This is a genomic window from Bradyrhizobium sp. WBOS07 (genome assembly GCF_024585165.1).
Taxonomy (GTDB): domain Bacteria; phylum Pseudomonadota; class Alphaproteobacteria; order Rhizobiales; family Xanthobacteraceae; genus Bradyrhizobium; species Bradyrhizobium japonicum_B.
In genome coordinates, this window is record NZ_CP029008.1 from 457,234 (window position 1) to 474,578 (window position 17,345).

Consider the following 17,345-nt stretch of genomic DNA (forward strand, 5'->3'; position numbering starts at 1 on the left):
GATCATCACCATTGGCGCTTTGGCTCGAGCTCAAGCCGAGTCCGCCAAGCGCCATTGCGCGTTCACCACTTCTGCAACACGGTCGAGAGCGCCGGCCCGTCGTTCAAGATCGAGAATATCTCCCGCGAGGACAGATGCTCTGCGGCCTCCTCGAAAGTCTCGCTCGCATCGATCTTGGCACGGCCCACCGCCAGGTTGGCGTCGACCGTGTCGGGCCCGGCGACGCGAGGAGGCGGCAGCTGCGCCAGATGGAAGGCCAGGAGCGCGGGATCTCCCCGCAGCTCCTCCAACGCGGATTTGAGCCCTGCCTCCGCGGAGGCGCTCAATTCGTTCGCCCGGCGCAGCACCGGTGGCGGCTCTCGGTCTTCAGGAGTGACAAACAATCTTTCCGAGGCGGGCATCGCGGTCAAGGCGCCAATGGGAACGGCGAACAGCAGCCCGACGATGACCGGCGACATCCAAAGCAGAAGGGGCAGCGAAACGGCGTAGGCGCTTGCGGCCATCGCAACGCCGCACAGGGTTGGAACGCCGTATTTCCGATAGAGTTCGCGGCGCTCCACCGTGCCGTCGTCGCGCCTTTGCGTCTGCCAGCCCGCATCGCGGCCGGCCAGAATCTCGACCACCGCGATCGACTGAAAGATCATCATCACGGGCGCCATCAGCGCCGACACGACAATCTCGGCCAAGACTCCGGCCGAGATACGCAATGCGCTGCCGAACTGCCTGCGCGCCGATCGCCGCGTCCAGACGAGGATCAGGCTGAGCAGCTTCGGCAACAGCAACAGGCCCATGGTGGCGACGAACACCCAGATGGCGAGCACGGGATCCTGGGCCGGCCAGGTGGGAAACAACGAGAAGCCTTTTGGGAAATACTCCGGACGCACGAAGCGGGCCTGGAGGGAGATCAGCATTCCCAGCAACAGGAACAGCAGCCAAAGGGGCGCTGTCAGATATGCCCCTATGCCCACCATGAAATGCAGGCGCGACACCCAATGGAGACCTCGCGCTGGCACGACAGCCAGATGCTGAAGATTGCCCTGACACCAGCGTCGATCGCGCGCCGCAAAATCGAGCAGCGAAGGCGGCACCTCTTCGTAGCTACCGCCGAGCGCTGGCAGCATGTAGATGCCCCACCCAGCCCGCCGCATCAACGCAGCCTCGACGAAATCGTGGCTGAGGATGTGCCCGCCGAACGGCTTCCGGCCCCGCAGCTGCGGCAGCGCGGCCGATTCCGCGAACGCCCTCACCCGGATGATCGCATTGTGGCCCCAGTAATTGCCTTCCGAGCCGTGCCACCAAGCGACGCCGGCGGCGATCAGCGGACCGTACAGGCGGCCGGCGAATTGCTGGACGCGGCTGAACAGGCTTCGCGCGTTGACGATCATGGGCAGCGTCTGGACCAGCCCCGCGGTCGGATTGGTCTCCATGGCATGGACCAACCGCACAATGGTCTGCCCGCTCATGAGACTGTCGGCGTCGAGCACGATCATGAAGTCGTAGACGGCGCCGAACCGGGTGATCCACTCGGAAATGTTGCCGGCCTTGCGCGCCGTGTTGTCGGCCCGGTGACGGTAGTACAGCCGCGGCGTTCCGACCGCCTGTCGCAATGCCAGCAGCGCCTTTTCCTCGGCGACCCAGATGTCGGGATCGGTGCTGTCGCTCAGAACGAACCAGTCGAACAGCTCTCCGTGCGAGGTCGCGTCCACGGATTCGATGATGGCCCGAAGCCGGGCCGTCAATCGGTGCGGATCCTCGTTGTAGGTGGGAAGCAGCATGGCCGTGCGGCTTGCGATCGCGGGCAGCTCCACACCAGGCGCGAAGGCATCCCCGTCAGGACGATGGGTCAGCAGCACGAAGAAGCCCGCCACCGCGGAGGCGAAAGAAAAAGCGACCCAGGCGAGCAGGACGAGGAACAGCGCCAGCACCATGGCTTCGAGGACGGTGACGCCGCCGACCTGCAGCACGCGATACATCTCGTACCCGCCCGCCCCGGTCAGCGCGGCCGTCGAGAGCAGGATCAAGCCGCGCCGCCAAGCGATGGTGGTCGCAGCCGGTGCAGGAACACGGTCCGGTACCCGATTCTTCCTGAGATCGCCCGGAGCCATGGCAAGCGGGGCCTCGCGCGGCAGCAGGCGTTGGCTCGCGATATCACCGGCGATCGATCGCGGTGCCGGGTTCAAGGTGCCCATCGATAGACCCAGACTTCCGACAATTGCTTGTCGCCTTCGGTCAGAAACGCCCGTAGCTCGATCGGCTCGCCCTTGACCTGGCACTGGAAGCTCAACCGCCAGCCACCGGTGTAGGGATTGGGCTGCGTGACGATGTTCTTCACGTCCGACTTCTCCGCCGTCACCACGCCCTTGATCCTCGCAGGATCGATGCCTTTCAGATTGTCCCCGACCAGATCGAGGACGAACAAGCGGGCGTCTTCGCCCCTCGCGCCGATACCTGTGCGCGTGAAGCGGGCGAGTGAATGCGGCTTTGGGCTGTCCGGCCCCCAATGCAGCCGGTAGGTGTAGTTGTGTTCACCCCTGGCCTGCAGCGGGTTCTTCGGTCGCCAGAACGCGGCGATGTTGTCGTGGACCTCCTCTTTGGTCGGGATCTCGAACAGCATGACCCCGCCCTCGCCCCAGTCCCCGATCGGCTCCATCCAGAGACTTGGGCGCCTTTCGAAGCTGGATTCGATGTCCTGATAGGCAGCGAAGTTCCTCTCCCGCTGCATCAGGCCGAAGCCGCGCGGATTGAGATCCTGGAAGGTGCTGATCTGGAGATCACGGGGATTGCTGAGCGGCCGCCACAGGCTTTCGCCCTTGCCGTTGAAGATCGCGAGCCCGTCGGAATCGTGAACAGAGGGACGGAAATCGTCGATGTCGTTGCGGTCGTTCGGGCCGTAGAAGAACATGCTGGTCATCGGCGCAAGGCCGGCCCGCTGCATCTCGACACGCGGGTAGACCGACATCTCGACGTCGAACACCGTTGTGTCCCCGGGCCGAACGGTGAATCGATAGCTCGCCGCGCAGCTCTTGCTGTCGAGCAGAGCATGGATCACCAGCGAGGTCGCACCCGGCGCCGGCCGCTCGAGCCAGAACGCCTTGAACAGCGGAAATTCCTCGCCCTTGGTTTCGCCGGTATCGATTGAGAGCCCCCGGGCGGAAAGCCCGTAAGTCTGCCCCTTGGCGACGGCGCGGAAGTAGCTCGCGCCCAGGAACACGCAGACCTCGTCGTAGTAGTCAGGGCGATTGATCGGCGCATGGATGCGGAAGCCGGCGAAGCCGAGATCGGTCTCCTCGAACGCCGCCACCTTCTCGCCGAAGGAAAAGTCTTCCTTGCGGTATTTGATCTCGCTGGCCTTTCCGTCCGCAACCTCGAAGATGTTCACCCGGTTCTTGTAGAAGAAGCCGCGATGGAAGAACTGCGCTTCGAACGGAAGATTCTTGCCGCGCCAGAGCGCGCGCTCGGGTAGGAAGCGGATCGAGCGGTACTGATCATAGTCGAGGTCCTTCAAGCCGCCCGGCAGCTTCTCGTCCGGCCCCTCGTACGGCTTGCTCGCCAGCATCCGCGCCAGGTCCCTCACGGTGGACGGCCCGAACGCATTGTCCGGCGGGGCAGCCAAACTGCGTCGGGAAGCAAGCAGCAAAGCCGGCAGCAACGCCGACCCTTGGACTAGCTGGCGTCGGTTCACGTGCACTCCTCGCTACTGCTGCCGCGGCCAAGCAACGACCACCGCGCCCGTGAGTTCCACGCGCTCGCAAACAGCTCAGGGCAAAGGCAAAGCAACTCGCCCTGTTGATCCGCCTCGAAATCAACCGAGATTGACAGATATCGGCTATTCCGCGCGGTCATGGCCTCCATGGTGACCTTGCACTGTGTGCTAAACGTTGCCGCGCGGCGACTCTCAAGGGTGCCACGCAGAGACAGATCGCTGGACCCAAAACATCAATAGAATCAAGACGAGACAGCATTGACTTTCATAGGTCAATGCCGTCTGGCAGCACCATCCATCCTGCTGTGACCGTTGATTTATCGCGCATTCGCGCCGGAGGGAGGGTAGGCCTGCGGAACACCGCGGCGTGCTCACGCCATGGCGGGGCGGCGGACAGCCTCACCGCGCAGCGGCAGCAACGAGGCACGGATCAGCCGCTGCGCCGGTTCTTCGAAATAGCGATAGGTGACATGCGACGCCAGCAGCGTGATGCCGATGAAGGTTGCGAAGAACGCGTCGTCGTAGATCGGGATCGGGACCTGCATCAGGGAAAAGCCCAGCACCACCGCCAGCTGGATCGGGAAATGCAGCAGATAACTTGAATAGGTCACGTTGCCCGCCGCCTCGACGATTCGTTGAAGCCGGGCCGGCAGAGCGATGTCGCGCGAAAGACTATAGAGCAGCAGCGGCGTGCAGATCAGAAGCAGCAGCAAGCCGATCGATCGCAGCTGGCCGCCCATCAGCCAATATCCGCAGACCACGGCCACGACAGCGAGCCAGGCGGTGCCTTCGGCCGTCCGCGCACGAGCGGGCGAAGATTGCAGGGATTGGCGCGCCATCGCCGCGAGTCCGCCGACGTAGAAGTAGGTAAAGCAGTCCGCGACCTCTCCGGGAATCGTCAGGCAGACCGCGATCAGCGCCACATTGAGCCACCAGGAGCGGGTCGCCAGCAACAGCATGAAGAAGACGAAATAGACCAGCACCTCGACCGACACCGACCAGATCGGGCCGTTGAAGCTCAGCGCATCCTGCGACGTCGCGGTGCCGGCCATCACGAGCTGCAGCACGAAATGCGCGAGATCGTTGTTCTGATACACGAACGACGATCCATGCAGCCCGGCGTAGAGGGGCTGCAGCAGGGCCACGAGCAGGAGCGTGGCGAGGTGCAACGGGTAGAGCCGCGAGAAACGCAGGACGAAGAATTTCCAGCCGTCGAGCACCCGGTCGGCGATCACGTCGCGATACTTCCAGAAAAAGATGAAGCCGCTGATGCACCAGAAGACGCGGACCGCATAGGGCCCGCTCGCGTAGAATGGGGCGAGCAGCCAATAGAGCGGCAGTTGATCCTGGAGAAGCCCCACTTCCCTGTCGCCAACGAAGGCGAATTGGCGATAGTGAAACACCAGAATCGCGAACGCCGTCAGGAAGCGCAACAGCTCCAATCCGAGCAGCTTGTTCGCTCGCGCAGGAGCAATCGGCGGCGTTAGCTCGCCTTGCATGCGACGGATGCTCCCTGCAGGACGGCTTGATTCCACAGCTGATACCCGGCAGCGTTCAGATGCACCCCGTCGATCGTGTGCGGCACCGGCATGGGCGGCAGCGCGGCAAAGGTCGCGCCGCCACGGCTGGCGAGTTCGGGCAAGGCGGAATTGTAGCTTTCGATCAGGCGCATCGCTTTCGCCTCCGCTTCGGCGGCCAGAGGCGGTGAAACCTCCAGTGGGGGGACCGCCAGCACGACAATGCGGGCTCTCGTCTCCGAAAGCTTCGCCAAGAGCGCGCTGTAGTTCGCCTTGAACTCCGGCAGATCGCGCGCAGCTCCGAGCGCGTCGTTGATACCCAGGGCCACCACGATCGCAGCGGCAGGCCTGCCGTCGAGCACATCCATCAACCAATTGCCGAGGTCGCTGGTGGTGGATGCGCCGCCCAGACCGGCATTGACGATGGCATGACCGCAGTGCTCGCGCGGCAGCGTTGCGGCTTCGACCAGGCTGTCACCGAGAACGATGATGGGATCGTCGACCCGGGCCAGCGTATAATGAAGGATGATCTGGCGGTTGCGTCGATGCGATTCGAAGAACGCCTGCTTCTTGGCGACGGAGGTTCCCGCCGCAACAGCACCGATCAGCACGACGGCCAAGCCGATAAGTATCCTGTTCATGTACCGGCTCGAAACGTGCCCAAGTTGAATTTCGACGTGCTGGGCTGCGTCGACCGAGCATCGCCTGCTCTTCGACGTCAACGGCGCCACGCAGGAGTGCCACACAAGATCACATCGCCGGCCCAATAAAATGCGATCAAATTGATGCAAAATGGAATGAATGCGTGCATCTGTCCGGTAGCATCATTCGCCTCGCGCCGACCGCGCATGGATCGGCGTTCTCGCGGCCCGAAACGCCCGAGTTTTGCTCCTCTCTTTCGCCCTCTCCAGTGAAGAGGGCGCAGGGAAGGCCGGGTGCCGACAGGCACCCGCGGTCCGCTGCGCGAAATGCACACGCAGAAAGAACCGCACAGCAGCATACAGGTGGTGCCGATCACTCGGCCTTCCCTGCGCGATGGTCGGACGGCTTATGCCGTGCTCTCCCGGGAGCCGAACTTTCCTTCTGGCCTCCCTCGCCCCGCGAATTGCACAGGGACTACCCGCCCTGCCCGTCCCATCTCGTGCCGACGCTGCCGCGTCCACCGCAAGCCCGGCTCGCGATCAAGACGACCTCGAGATCGCCCCTCTTGGTGAGCCGGGATGAGCGACACATACGCCAAAGCCGAATTTCGGTAAAGGAGAATATTTTCGCGGCGGGGGCTTGACGGGGTATTGGGTGTTTTGCCCGACGGGTCGCTGCCGCTACGGTGCAGGACGATCGCGTATGGATGAGACGGGGACTGTTTGCGAGCTTGCTCCGCCTCTCCCGCTTGCGGGAGAGGCCGACGCGCTCGCAGAGCGCGGCGGGTGAGGGCTCTCGCCGCGCAGGGACGCCCTCCGTCGCTCTCAATAATCCCTGCGCGGAGCCACCCTCTCCCCAACCCTCCCCCGCAAGCGGGGGAGGGAGCCTACTGCCGATGCCGCACTAAGCGAAACCAGCCAAAACCCTGCCGGACTCTAACCATCCCATGTACGACCCGCCATCAACCGTCACTCACCAGCCGCGCGGTGAACCGCTCGTCCGACCGGCGCAGGCGACGGCACAGCTCGCGGTTGATGTTCTGCAGGACGATCACATAGGCGTGGATGTCGGCCTTGTAGCAGGCGTAGAGATCGTGAGCGGTCAGCTCGTACAGCACCGTCGGCACCTCCGCGACCACCGTTGCCGAGCGATTCTGCATTTCGATCAGCGTCATCTCGCCGAAGAAATCGCCGCGCTCGAGAACGGAGATCGGGATGACGCGGCCCGAGCTCGCCCGCTTGCTTACCGCGAGCCGGCCGGACTTGACGATGAACATCGAGCGTCCCGGCTCGCCTTCCGCGACGATGGTCGCGCCGGGCTCGAAGCGGCGCTCGGTCAGCATCGACACCAGGAGGTCGAGGCCTGGGTCCGACAGGCCGCCGAAGAACGGCGTCGCGAGCAGGAACGCTTTCAGATCTGGGGCCGTGGCGTTCATGACGCGAGGTTACGCCCCGTCGTCATTCGGGACAAGCTGAGCGACGTAGCCCGGATGGAGCGCAGCGTAGTCCGGGGCCGTCGGCCGCGCCTACAGCGGTCCCGGATTACGCTTGCGCTCCATCCGGGCTACGGCTCTCGCCGCGCAGCGACCGTCGCTTGCGCCACACCTTGAGGTCCATCATGACCTTGACGGTTGCCGCGACGACCAGCAGGCACAGCAGGGCCTTCGAGAACGTCTCCATCGTTCCCTCGATCAGGAGGCAATGGACCACGCTGCCCACGACGATGACGATCGCCAGCGGCATGTGAATGAAGCGCCAAGTGCGCGGCCGCAGCTCGAGCCGCCGGCGCAGCAGGGCGAGGAGCGCGACAATGAAGATCGCCCACATCGCGGTCACGCCGAACGGCGAGAACGGCGTCGGCGACGAATAGGTCAGGGCGTCGATCATGTCGGGCGGACTGGTGATCCAGAGGCCGGCGACGTGGATCATGACGGCCAGCACCAGCGCGCCGCCGATCCAGCGGTGGGTCCGCCGGCCGCGATAGGCCGACAGCGGCGCCAGATATCCGCCGATCAGCAGCGGCTGCATCAGCACGAGACCGAGCGCGATGATCCCGGCGAAGCCGGCGAGGATGTAGACCGGATCGCGCCAGGCGAGCTGCTCGCTGGTCGCAGCCAGCGCAGTCGGCACGCCGATGGCCAAAGCCAGGGCGACCCAGATCAGGATCGCCCGTGCCGATTTCCATCCCGCCATCCGCGCGCCCGATCAGGCCGGCTGCAGCACGAAATGCGCCTCGAGGCTGGTGTCCTTGGCGCTCCGCATCACCGGCCGCAGGAACACGGTTTTGAACTCACCGCTGTCATAGGCGAGATGGCCGTGCGGCTGGCCGAAGATCGGAATGATCTGCGGCATTTCCAGCCGGAACTTGCCGTCCTTGTCGGTGAGCGTGGCGCCGTGGCTGTGCGGCTCGTGCTCCCGGCCTTCGACCGTGTGCGCCCAGATCTGGATGCGCTGGCCGGCCAGCGGCGCGCCGTCGCCGGCGCGGCGCACGGTGCCGCTCATCCAGAAGCCGCCCTTGCCGATGCGATCGACGATCGCCGCGCCCTTGCGGTAATTGTTCGCCCCGCCCGACATCGATTCAGTGGGCGCGAGGCCGTTCGCATGGGCGGGCACCAGCAATCCGGAAACGCCGGTCGCGAAAACCCCGCTCGCCAGGACGGAGCCGCCGGCGACGAGGAGATTGCGGCGGTTGAATGCGACCATGGTCATGTCAATTCCTCCTGGACTCACGTGCCCCGGACGCGGTGCAGCACGCAGTGATGCGCCGCAGAGCCGGGGCCCACAATCGCGGCTTGGGTCCCGGCTCTGCGGCGCAGCGTTTCACGCTGCACCGCGTCCGGGACCCGCGACTGCCGTGCGATCGCTGTGCAAAAGATATAGTAGCAGCTCTGGAAACGCCCAGTTGCGACGACCGGCGCAATAACAGTGTCGTGAACGGGCACGGACCGCTCGAACGGCTTCGCCGGATGGCTCGAGCGGAGGTACCCGTCTGGCTCGTTCGACGAGACGATCGGTTTCGCAAATGCCCTACCGATCCGGCGCACCGACACTACATGTGATGGCAGCCCCTCCACCCGGTACCCCCCGCATGATCCCCTTCTCCGTGCTCGACCTCGCGCCGATTTGCCAGGGCGGCGATGCCGCGCAGGCGTTCCGCAATTCGCTCGACCTCGCCCGGCATGCGGAAGGCTGGGGCTACAAGCGGTTCTGGCTGGCCGAGCATCACAACATGACGGGGATCGCGAGCGCGGCGACATCCGTGGTGATCGCTCACATCGCTGGCGGCACCAGGACGATCCGCGTCGGCTCCGGCGGCATCATGCTGCCGAACCATTCGCCGCTGGTGATCGCCGAGCAGTTCGGCACGCTGGAATCGCTCTATCCCGGGCGGATCGATCTCGGGCTGGGGCGCGCGCCCGGCACCGACCAGTTCACCGCGCGGGCGCTGCGACGAGACCTTGCGACCACGTCCGAGAATTTTCCGCAGGACGTTTTGGAGCTGCAGGCGCTGCTCGGCGACGTGCAGCCGAACCAGGCGATCCGCGCCGTGCCCGGCATGGGCACCAAGGTGCCGCTGTGGATTTTGGGATCGAGCACCTTCGGCGCGCAGCTGGCGGCGATGCTGGGGCTGCCGTTCGCGTTCGCCTCGCATTTCGCGCCGCAGATGATGATGCCGGCGCTGCGCGAATATCGCGCGCGGTTCGAGCCGTCGGCGCAGCTCGCCAAGCCCTATGCGATGATTGGCGTCAACGTGTTCGCAGCAGACACGGACGAAGCGGCGCAGCGCATGTTCTCCTCGCTGCAGCAGGCGTTCATCAACCTGCGCCGCGGCACGCCGGGCCCGCTGCCGCCGCCGGTCGACGACATGGACGCGCTGTGGTCGCCGGCGGAGAAGGCCATGGTCGGCCAGTCGCTGTCCTGCACCGCGGTCGGCTCGCCCGATGTGGTCGAAGCCAAGCTGAAGGTGCTGATCGCCGAGACCGGCGCGGACGAATTGATCACCACCGGGCAGATCTACGATCATGCCGCACGGCTGCGCTCGTTCGAGATCGCGGCCGAGGTGCGGGACCGGATCGCGAAACAACCGGTCGCGTGAGCCCGGTCCGCCTCGCCTCGCGGCCGCCTAAGGCGCGGCGCAGGTGAAGTTCTCGGACTGCTCGATGCTGCCGTGGCCGAGATAGCGCGCCCAGTGCGGATAGGGACACAGCGGCCGGCTGCGGTCCGGCCAAGGCGTTTTCGCACCCGCGCGGGCCTCGATGCGTTCGGGCGCGCGTCCCTGCTCGACCCACGCGACCAGCGGTGTCAGCACGTCGAAACTGTCGGTGGCGGGGCCTCCCGAGCAATGGTTCATGCCCGGCACGAGGAAGAGCCGGGCAAAGTCGGCCGTCTCCCTCTCTCCGTCCACCGCGCTCGTGAGGCGCTTGTACCAGTCCACGGTATCAAGCGCGGAGAAAGTGGGGTCGCTGACGCCGTGATAAAGCAACAGCTTGCCACGCCGCGCACGGAAGCCGGAAAGATCGACCGAATTGGCGGAGATCGTCTGCACCGAGCTCTCGGGCATCGCCGCGCTGGTGCCGAAGATTCTTGCATGGGCCTCCGTGACGTCGACGGAGCGATAGAAGTCGTAAACGGCCTCCGCTTCGTTGGCCAGGGGCGCTTGCGGCGGCGTCATATAGAGGTAGGCCAAGGTTGCGCCAAAGGACACGTTGAAGGCGTTGACGCGGCTGTCACGCGCCGTGCCGAGAATCCAGCGCCGCCATCCCTCCGTGGCAATGCCGGCATCATAGGGATAGGACGCATAGATCCGGCGGCCTTGTGCGTTGGTGGGTCCCTCGAAATAGGTTTCGAGCGCTGCGACCTGCGCCGAGGACAGACAGCTCGCGGTCTTGTCGGCGGGACATTGCAGCGTGCGCGGGGAGAAACGGCACGCGGCCACGTTGTCGATGATGCCGTCGGCAAGTCCGTCGGTTGCATCGCAGGATTGAACGATCGCCCTGGAGAGCAGATCCATGTCGGCCTGCGACAACGCCTGCGCCAGGATCGGACGGCCGTCCGATGCCTTGGGTGAGATCGCCGCGAAGGCCTGCGTCGCTGCAGCGCCTGCTAGGCCCTTCTCGGGCATTCGAAAAGCGGGCGCGCCCGCCGCGACCCCGTCGAAATGATCGGGAAAGCGTTGCGTCACCACCATGCCGTGCCGCCCGCCATTAGAACAGCCGAGGAAGTAGGAATAGCGCGGCAAGCGACCGTAATAAGTCTGGATAAATTGCTTCGCGCGCCGGGTGACGACGTCGTCGGCCCGATAGCCGAAATCGATGCGCGCCTGCGGATCGAGGCCGAAGCTGGCGCCTCCGAGCGGACCGGGCGCATTGCTGTGGCCGGCATCCGTCGTGACCGTGGCGTAGCCCTGGTTGAGCGCGCTCGGTTGTCCGCCGCCGGGCTGTGCGTCTCCGTTGCCGAGGACGCCGTCAGTGCCGCCCTGCCCTTGAAACACGAAGCGGCCGTTCCATGCCTCCGGCAACCTGAGGTGCAGGCCGATCGCAAACTTCTGGCCGTCGGCGCCGGTTCGCTCGTCCAGATGAGCGATCACCTCGCAATGCGCGGGCAAGCCGCTCGCCGCCGGCCGCTGTTGCGCCTCGCTGACACGCACCGCCGCGCCGGCTTCCGCCTTGAGCCGGTCGCATGCCGTCACGGGCGAAATCGTGTCGCCGCCGGCCGCCGGAGACGCGATGGCGACGACGCCCGCGATGCAGCCAAGCGCGGCCTGCCAGACCTGACGATGCAGCCTTTTCCGTACCGAAACGATCATCCGACAACCTCCGATCGCAGACGCTCCGGTTAATCCGCAAAGCCGAACAGCTTCGCCGGATTGTGCACGAGAATCTTCTCCAACTCGGCCTGATCCGGCGCGTAGCGGTACATCAGCTCGAGCAGGTCGGCATCGTTCGGCGGCTGCTTGACCGAGACCGGATGCGGCCAGTCGCTGGCCCAGACGCAGCGGTCGATTGCGGCTTCGATATAGGCGCGCGCGATCGGGATCACGTCGTCGTAAGGCGCGCCGGTCTTCGAGGTCTTCTCGCCGAGCGACAGCATCACCCAGAAATTGCCCTTCTTGAGCAACTCGAGCATCTTGCGCAGGTTGGGATCGTTCCTGCCGGCCTCGGGGTCAGGCCGCGCCATGTGGTCGATCAGCACGGGAACGTCGAGGTTCTCGTATTTGGCGACGCTCGACATGATGCCGTCCTTCTCGGGCTGGATCTTGGCGTACCAGCCGAGCTCGCGGATGCGCGCGATGGCACGGGCGAAATCGGCGTCCGACAGCACGGCGCCGAGCTCCTGGCGGAAGCTGAAGCGCGCGCCGCGCACGCCGGCATCATGCAGCTTGGCGAGGTAGGCATCGTTTGCCTCGGCGAACACCAGCGCGTTGGCGCAGCCGCGATAGTTCGGGCCCATCGCTTCGAGCCCGTCGAGCACGACGGCGTGATCGGCGCCATAGGTCGTGGTCTGCACGATGATGCCGCGCTCGATGCCGAGCGTCTTGTGCATGCGCAGCGCCGCTTCCCAGGTCGCACTCGGCATCCGGTAGGCCGCGCCGGGGCGCTCCGGATATTTGTCGATCGGACCCAGCACGTGGAACTGGCTGTCGACGGTCTTCGGCGGCGGCGCCTTCACGGGGCGGCGGGGATTGGGATCGAACGGCAGATAGGTCGGCATGCAGGCGCTCCTTCAGTCGATCACGGCGGTGAAGTCGCACTGCACCAGCGCGCCGCCATCCATGTTGTCCATCGGCAACGCGTGGCGCGCCGGGCGCGAATGCTCGTCCGGAAACATCTTGAGCCATTCGACGTTGATGGGCCCGCGGTTGCCGCGGTCCTTCAGCCACACCGTCATCTTGATGATGTCGTCCGTGCTGCCGCCGGCGGCCTCCACCGTCGCCTTCATGTGCGCGAACATGTTGGCGCATTGCGCCTCGAGGCTTTCGGGCATCGCATTGGTCGCGGGGTCGCGGCCGAGGATGACGCCCGACATCACGAGATTGCCGATGCGGCAGGCGTTCGGAATCGGATTGACGTGCTTGAAGCCGCCGATGTGGATGCTCTTGCGCCGCTTCTGACTTGTCATGGTGCGCTCCCTTTTATTGTTGGTTCAGACGAACTGGCACGACACCGAGCCGAACGGGCCGTAATCGGCGTGGAACGTGTCGCCGCGGCGGATGTCGACCGGACGCGTGAACGATCCCGCCAGCACCACTTCGCCGGCCTTGAGATGCTCGTCATGCGGCGCGAGGCGGTTGGCGAGCCAGGCGATGCCGTTGGCGGGATGATTGAGCACGCCGGCGGCAAGGCCGGTCTCCTCGACCTCGCCGTTGCGGAACAGCAGCGCGCCGATCCAGCGCAGATCCGCATCCATCGGGCGGATCGGCCGGCCGCCCAGCACCAGCGCGGCATTGGCCGCGTTGTCGGAGATGGTGTCCATGACCTTGCGGGTCTTGCCGGTCTCCGGATCGACGCGGTGCATGCGCGTCTCCAGGATCTCCAGCGCGGGCGTCACGTAGTCGGTGGCGTTGAGCACGTCGAAGATGGTGCAATCGGGCCCGCGCAGCGGCGCCTTCAGCACGAAGGCGAGCTCGACCTCGATGCGCGGCGCGTGGAAGCGGTCGAACGGGATCGGCGTCGCGTCGGCATAGAACATGTCGGCGAACAGCACGCCGTAATCGGGCTCGGAGATGCCGACCGCGTTCTGCATCGCCTTCGAGGTCAGGCCGATCTTGTGGCCCTTGATGATGCGGCCGCGGCCGAGCTGGAGCTTGGTCCAGGCGCGCTGGACCGCGTAGGCATCCTCGATGCTGAAATCAGGATACTCCTTCGAGAACATCGGGATCAGCGATTTCGTGCGCTCGGCCTCGTCGAGGCGCGCGGCAAGACGTTCGATCGTCGCAGTGTCCAGCATGATCTAGCTCTCCGCGACGACCTTGTTGCGCAGCACGCCGATGCGGCGCGACTCGACCTCGACGACGTCGCCAACCTTCAGCCAGCGCGGCGGATCGAAGCGCGCGCCTGCTCCGGTCGGCGTGCCCGTGACGATCATGTCGCCGGGCTTGAGCGTCGCAAAGGTGGAGAGATAGGAGATCAGGAAGTCGAACGGGAACATCAGCCGCTCGGTCGTGTCCTGCTGCCGCACCTCGCCGTTGACGCGCGTTGTGATGTTATGCGGTCCGCGCGGGTCGAGCTCGTCCGACGTGACGATCCACGGGCCGATGCTGCCGGAGCGGTCGAAATTCTTGCCCTGCGTGACGTTGAACTTGCCGTGGCGCAGCCAGTCGCGGATCGTGCCCTCGTTGCATAGCGTCATGCCGAAGATGTGCGACCACGCTTTCTCGCGCGGGATGTGGCGGCCGCCCTGCCCGATCACGATGACGAGTTCGCCTTCGTAGTCGAGTTGGTCCGAAACCTTAGGCTTCTCGATCGGCTGGCCGGAGCCGGTCATCGAAGACATGCTGCGGACGAACAGGCTGGGATATTTGGGCAGGTCGGAACTGTCCTTGTATTCGGCGTTGCGCTCGGCGTAGTTGACGCCGATGCACCAGAGCTTCTCCGGCGCCAGCACCGGCGGCAGCAGGACGAGCTCGTCCAGCGCGTAGTCCGGCTTCTGCCCGGCGACGGCTTCCTGCGCATCGGCGAGCGCGTTGGCCGCGATCAGCGCCTTGACGTCGGAATAGTCGCGGCCAATCCGCCTGGTGAGATCGACGACGCCGCCGTCGACGGCCGCGCCGTAACGCGGCTCTCCGTCCACGAGATAGCTCAGTAGTCGCATTGTCATTTCTCCGATGATGTCGAGGCGGCCTGGCCGGCGACCGGCCCGCGCGCTCAGTCTTTCGATTTGGGCGTCTGGAACACGGTGTTCAGCGTCACGATCTCGCCGAGGCGGGCGTAGCGGGGACCGCCGATGCGCGCGATCGGATCGAGCGCCCTGGTTTCGACCTTGCCGTCGTTGACGAGGCCGTCGCGCAGATGGAACATCACGACCTCGCCGACGATCAGCCGGCTCTTGGCATCGCCGAATTCGAGGCATTGCCGGAAGCGGCACTCCATCGCCACGGGCGCGGCGGCGAGCCGGCACACCTTGATGCGATCGCAGGGCAGCGTCTCCAGGCCGAGATGCTCGACCTCGCTGATTTCAGGCGGATGCTCGACCGAGCTGTCGTGCACCGCATTCATCAGCGGGGTATCGGCGATGTGGATGACGTATTCCTCGGTGTCGAGGATGTTGTGCGCGGTGTCCTTGTAGTCGGCGCCCTTGCGGCCGACGCTGATGGCGAGCATCGGCGGCTTCTGCGAGACGAAGGTGAAGGCGCTGAACGGGGCGAGGTTGAGCACGCCCTTGCCTGACAGGCTCGTGACCCACGCGATCGGGCGCGGCACCACGATGCCGGTCATCAGCCGGTAGATGCGCTCCGCGCCGAGCTCGGTGGGATCGATCCGCATCGATCAATCCGCCCTGATGTTGGCCTTGCGCACGACCGGAATCCACTTGGCGTCCTCGCGCTCGAGATAGGCCTTGAATTCGGCCGGATTCATCGGCGTGGCCTCGCCGCCGAGCTTCTCGAACTTGTCGACCACGGCGGGATCCTTCAGGATCGCGACCAGCGTCTCGTGCAGCTTGTCCACGATCGGCGCGGGCGTGCCTGCGGGCGCGAACAGGCCGGTAAAGGTCTGGCCGTCGAAATCCTTGTAGCCGAGTTCGGCGAAAGTCGGCACGTCGGGCAGCGACTTCAGCCGATGCGGGCTGGTGACCGCGAGCGCGCGGAACAGGCCGGCCTTGATGTGCTGAAGGCTGACCGTGAGCTGGTCGAACGCGAACTGCACCTGGCCGCCGAGCAGATCATTGATCGCCGGCGCATTGCCGCGATAATGCGCGGTGACCCATTGCACGCCGAGGTTCGACTGCATCAGCTCGCTGAGCAGATGGTTGGTGGTGCCGGGGCCGGGCGAGGCCATGGTCAGCTTGCCGGGCTCGCGCTTGGCGAGATCGAGGAATTCCTTGAGCGTGGTCGCCTGCACCGACGGATGCACCTCGAGCACCAGCGGCGTCATCGAGATGGTCGAGATCGGCAGGAAATCCTTCTTCCAGTTGTAGGCGTCGCGCTTGTTGATCTCGGTCGCGAACAGCACCGGACCGTTGGCGCCGACGAACAGCGTGTAGCCGTCAGGCGCGGACTTGGCGAAGGCTTCGCCCGCGATCATGCCGCCGGCGCCGGCCTTGTTCTCGATGACGAAGGGCTGGCCGAGCTTTTCCTGCAGCTTGTCGGCGACGATGCGCGCGGCGCTGTCGACGTTGCCGCCGGCGGGATAAGGCACGATCAGCTTGACGTTGCGCGCCGGCCATTGCTGGCCCGACGCGGGCCCCGTCAGCATCGCGGCAGCGGCAGCTATGGCAATCCAGATTAATCTCATGTTAACCTCCCGGGCAGCGCTTTAATTCCATGCCGAGTGCCCTGCCGTTCCGCAGGGCAACTCGATTCGGCCGCAATCTCCAGATGGGCGCTTTACCTGTCGAGTGAATTGTGGCGTTGTTGTCCATATTATGGACAGAACCAAGCTCGTCCACGACACGACACCGCCGCGGCAGGGCGCGCAGGCGATCCGGCGCGCGCTCGCCGTGTTGCGCATTCTTGCCGCAGGCCGCGAGGCCGGCGTGCCGTTGGCCGAGGTCGTGCAGGCGACCGGCCTCACCCGCCCGACCGTGCATCGCATCGTCCACGTGCTGATCGAGGAAGGCATCGTCGAGCGCAACGCGCGCAGCGGCCGCTACGCGATCGGCAACCAGGTGCCGGAGCTGGCGCTGGCGCGGCCGCGCCCCTCGCGGCTGCTGATTGCTGCCAATCCGTCGCTGCGGCGCGCCTCCGCCGAGATCGGCGACACGCTGTTCCTGACCGTGCGCACCGGCAACGACACGCTGTGCGTCGACCGCAGGATCGGAATCTATCCGATCCAGGTGCTGTCGATCGAGGTCGGCGCGCGGCGGCCGCTCGGCGTCTCCAGCGCAGGCGTCGCCATCCTGGCCGCGATGCCGGCGCAGGAGGCGCGAAAGATCGTCGCGGCCAACGAGAAGCGGTTCGAGGCTTACCGGACCGATACGGCGACGGTGCTCGGCGAGATCACCGCCGCGCGGCGGCTGGGATACGGCATGAGAGAGATCGGCCTCGTGCAGGGCACGAAATCGATCTCGACCTGGATCAAGACCCCGGACGGCCGCCCCGCCGCCGCCATGACCGTCTCCGCGGTGCGAACGCGGCTCGGCCCAAGGCGCGAGCAGGAGGTCGCGGAGATCTTGTTGCGGGAGACGCGGGTCATCGAGCAGGCGATCGGGGGGTAAGGCACGGACGGTGCCGGTTCTTCGCCTCTCCCGCTTGCGGGAGAGGCCGACGCGCTCGCAGAGCGCGGCGGGTGAGGGCTCTCTCCACGCAGGGACCTACTCTGCAATTTC

16 protein-coding genes are annotated in these 17,345 nt (G+C 65.5%); 2 read left to right on the plus strand and 14 right to left on the minus strand.

Going from position 1 to position 17,345, the window contains the following annotated elements:
- Positions 1–62: 62 nt before the first annotated feature.
- The 7 genes from mdoH to DCM79_RS02140 all read right to left on the minus strand — a co-directional run bounded on the left by mdoH (position 63) and on the right by DCM79_RS02140 (position 8,570).
- Positions 63–2,189 (minus strand): glucans biosynthesis glucosyltransferase MdoH, encoded by a 2,127-nt coding sequence (gene mdoH / locus DCM79_RS02110; RefSeq protein ID WP_257178357.1) that lies wholly within the window; start codon positions 2,187–2,189, stop codon positions 63–65.
- Positions 2,177–3,682 carry a glucan biosynthesis protein G gene (locus DCM79_RS02115; protein ID WP_257178359.1) on the minus strand — a complete coding sequence of 502 codons (1,506 nt, stop codon included), beginning with the start codon at positions 3,680–3,682 and terminating at the stop codon, positions 2,177–2,179. The genes mdoH and DCM79_RS02115 overlap by 13 nt, the downstream gene beginning before the upstream one ends.
- A 392-nt stretch (positions 3,683–4,074) precedes the next feature.
- Positions 4,075–5,202, minus strand: coding sequence for an acyltransferase (locus DCM79_RS02120; RefSeq protein ID WP_257178361.1), 1,128 nt, complete (start codon positions 5,200–5,202; stop codon positions 4,075–4,077).
- Complete coding sequence (locus DCM79_RS02125) at positions 5,187–5,831, minus strand: GDSL-type esterase/lipase family protein (RefSeq protein ID WP_257180931.1); 645 nt, start codon at positions 5,829–5,831, stop codon at positions 5,187–5,189. Before DCM79_RS02125 ends, DCM79_RS02120 begins: the two co-directional genes overlap by 16 nt.
- Positions 5,832–6,823: 992 nt before the next feature.
- Positions 6,824–7,297 carry a cyclic nucleotide-binding domain-containing protein gene (locus DCM79_RS02130; RefSeq protein WP_257178364.1) on the minus strand — a complete coding sequence of 158 codons (474 nt, stop codon included), beginning with the start codon at positions 7,295–7,297 and terminating at the stop codon, positions 6,824–6,826.
- A 106-nt stretch (positions 7,298–7,403) separates the two neighbouring features.
- Positions 7,404–8,054: a ferric reductase-like transmembrane domain-containing protein gene (locus DCM79_RS02135; protein WP_257178372.1), complete on the minus strand. Its 651-nt coding sequence runs from the start codon at positions 8,052–8,054 to the stop codon at positions 7,404–7,406.
- 12 nt (positions 8,055–8,066) lie between these two features.
- On the minus strand, positions 8,067–8,570 hold the full coding sequence (locus DCM79_RS02140; protein WP_257178374.1) for a Twin-arginine translocation pathway signal: 504 nt from the start codon (positions 8,568–8,570) through the stop codon (positions 8,067–8,069).
- A 379-nt stretch (positions 8,571–8,949) separates the two neighbouring features.
- Here DCM79_RS02140 and DCM79_RS02145 point away from each other — a divergent pair, with 379 nt between their 5' ends.
- Complete coding sequence (locus tag DCM79_RS02145; RefSeq protein WP_257178376.1) at positions 8,950–9,957, plus strand: LLM class flavin-dependent oxidoreductase; 1,008 nt, start codon at positions 8,950–8,952, stop codon at positions 9,955–9,957.
- 27 nt (positions 9,958–9,984) lie between these two features.
- Here DCM79_RS02145 and DCM79_RS02150 read toward each other — a convergent pair whose 3' ends face one another.
- From DCM79_RS02150 to DCM79_RS02180, 7 genes are read right to left on the minus strand one after another with little or no spacing between them, the layout of a single operon-like run.
- Positions 9,985–11,667, minus strand: a complete 1,683-nt coding sequence (locus DCM79_RS02150) for a tannase/feruloyl esterase family alpha/beta hydrolase (protein ID WP_257178378.1) — start codon at positions 11,665–11,667, stop codon at positions 9,985–9,987.
- 29 nt (positions 11,668–11,696) lie between these two features.
- Positions 11,697–12,572: an amidohydrolase gene (locus tag DCM79_RS02155; protein WP_257178380.1), complete on the minus strand. Its 876-nt coding sequence runs from the start codon at positions 12,570–12,572 to the stop codon at positions 11,697–11,699.
- Between the two features lie 12 nt (positions 12,573–12,584).
- A complete protein-coding gene (locus tag DCM79_RS02160; protein WP_257178382.1) occupies positions 12,585–12,980 on the minus strand; it encodes a RidA family protein in 396 nt (131 codons plus the stop codon).
- Between the two features lie 24 nt (positions 12,981–13,004).
- Complete coding sequence (hpaH, locus tag DCM79_RS02165) at positions 13,005–13,808, minus strand: 2-oxo-hept-4-ene-1,7-dioate hydratase (RefSeq protein WP_257178385.1); 804 nt, start codon at positions 13,806–13,808, stop codon at positions 13,005–13,007.
- 3 nt (positions 13,809–13,811) lie between these two features.
- Positions 13,812–14,672, minus strand: coding sequence for a fumarylacetoacetate hydrolase family protein (locus DCM79_RS02170; protein WP_257178387.1), 861 nt, complete (start codon positions 14,670–14,672; stop codon positions 13,812–13,814).
- A 53-nt stretch (positions 14,673–14,725) separates the two neighbouring features.
- Entirely contained in the window at positions 14,726–15,343 is a 618-nt protein-coding gene (locus DCM79_RS02175; RefSeq protein WP_257178389.1) for a flavin reductase family protein, read from the minus strand.
- Positions 15,344–15,346: 3 nt separating this feature from the next.
- A complete protein-coding gene (locus DCM79_RS02180; RefSeq protein WP_257178391.1) occupies positions 15,347–16,312 on the minus strand; it encodes a tripartite tricarboxylate transporter substrate binding protein in 966 nt (321 codons plus the stop codon).
- A 130-nt stretch (positions 16,313–16,442) separates the two neighbouring features.
- On the opposite strand from DCM79_RS02180, the gene DCM79_RS02185 reads away from it, so the two are divergent.
- Positions 16,443–17,234, plus strand: coding sequence for an IclR family transcriptional regulator (locus DCM79_RS02185; protein WP_257178393.1), 792 nt, complete (start codon positions 16,443–16,445; stop codon positions 17,232–17,234).
- Positions 17,235–17,345 lie beyond the last annotated feature (111 nt).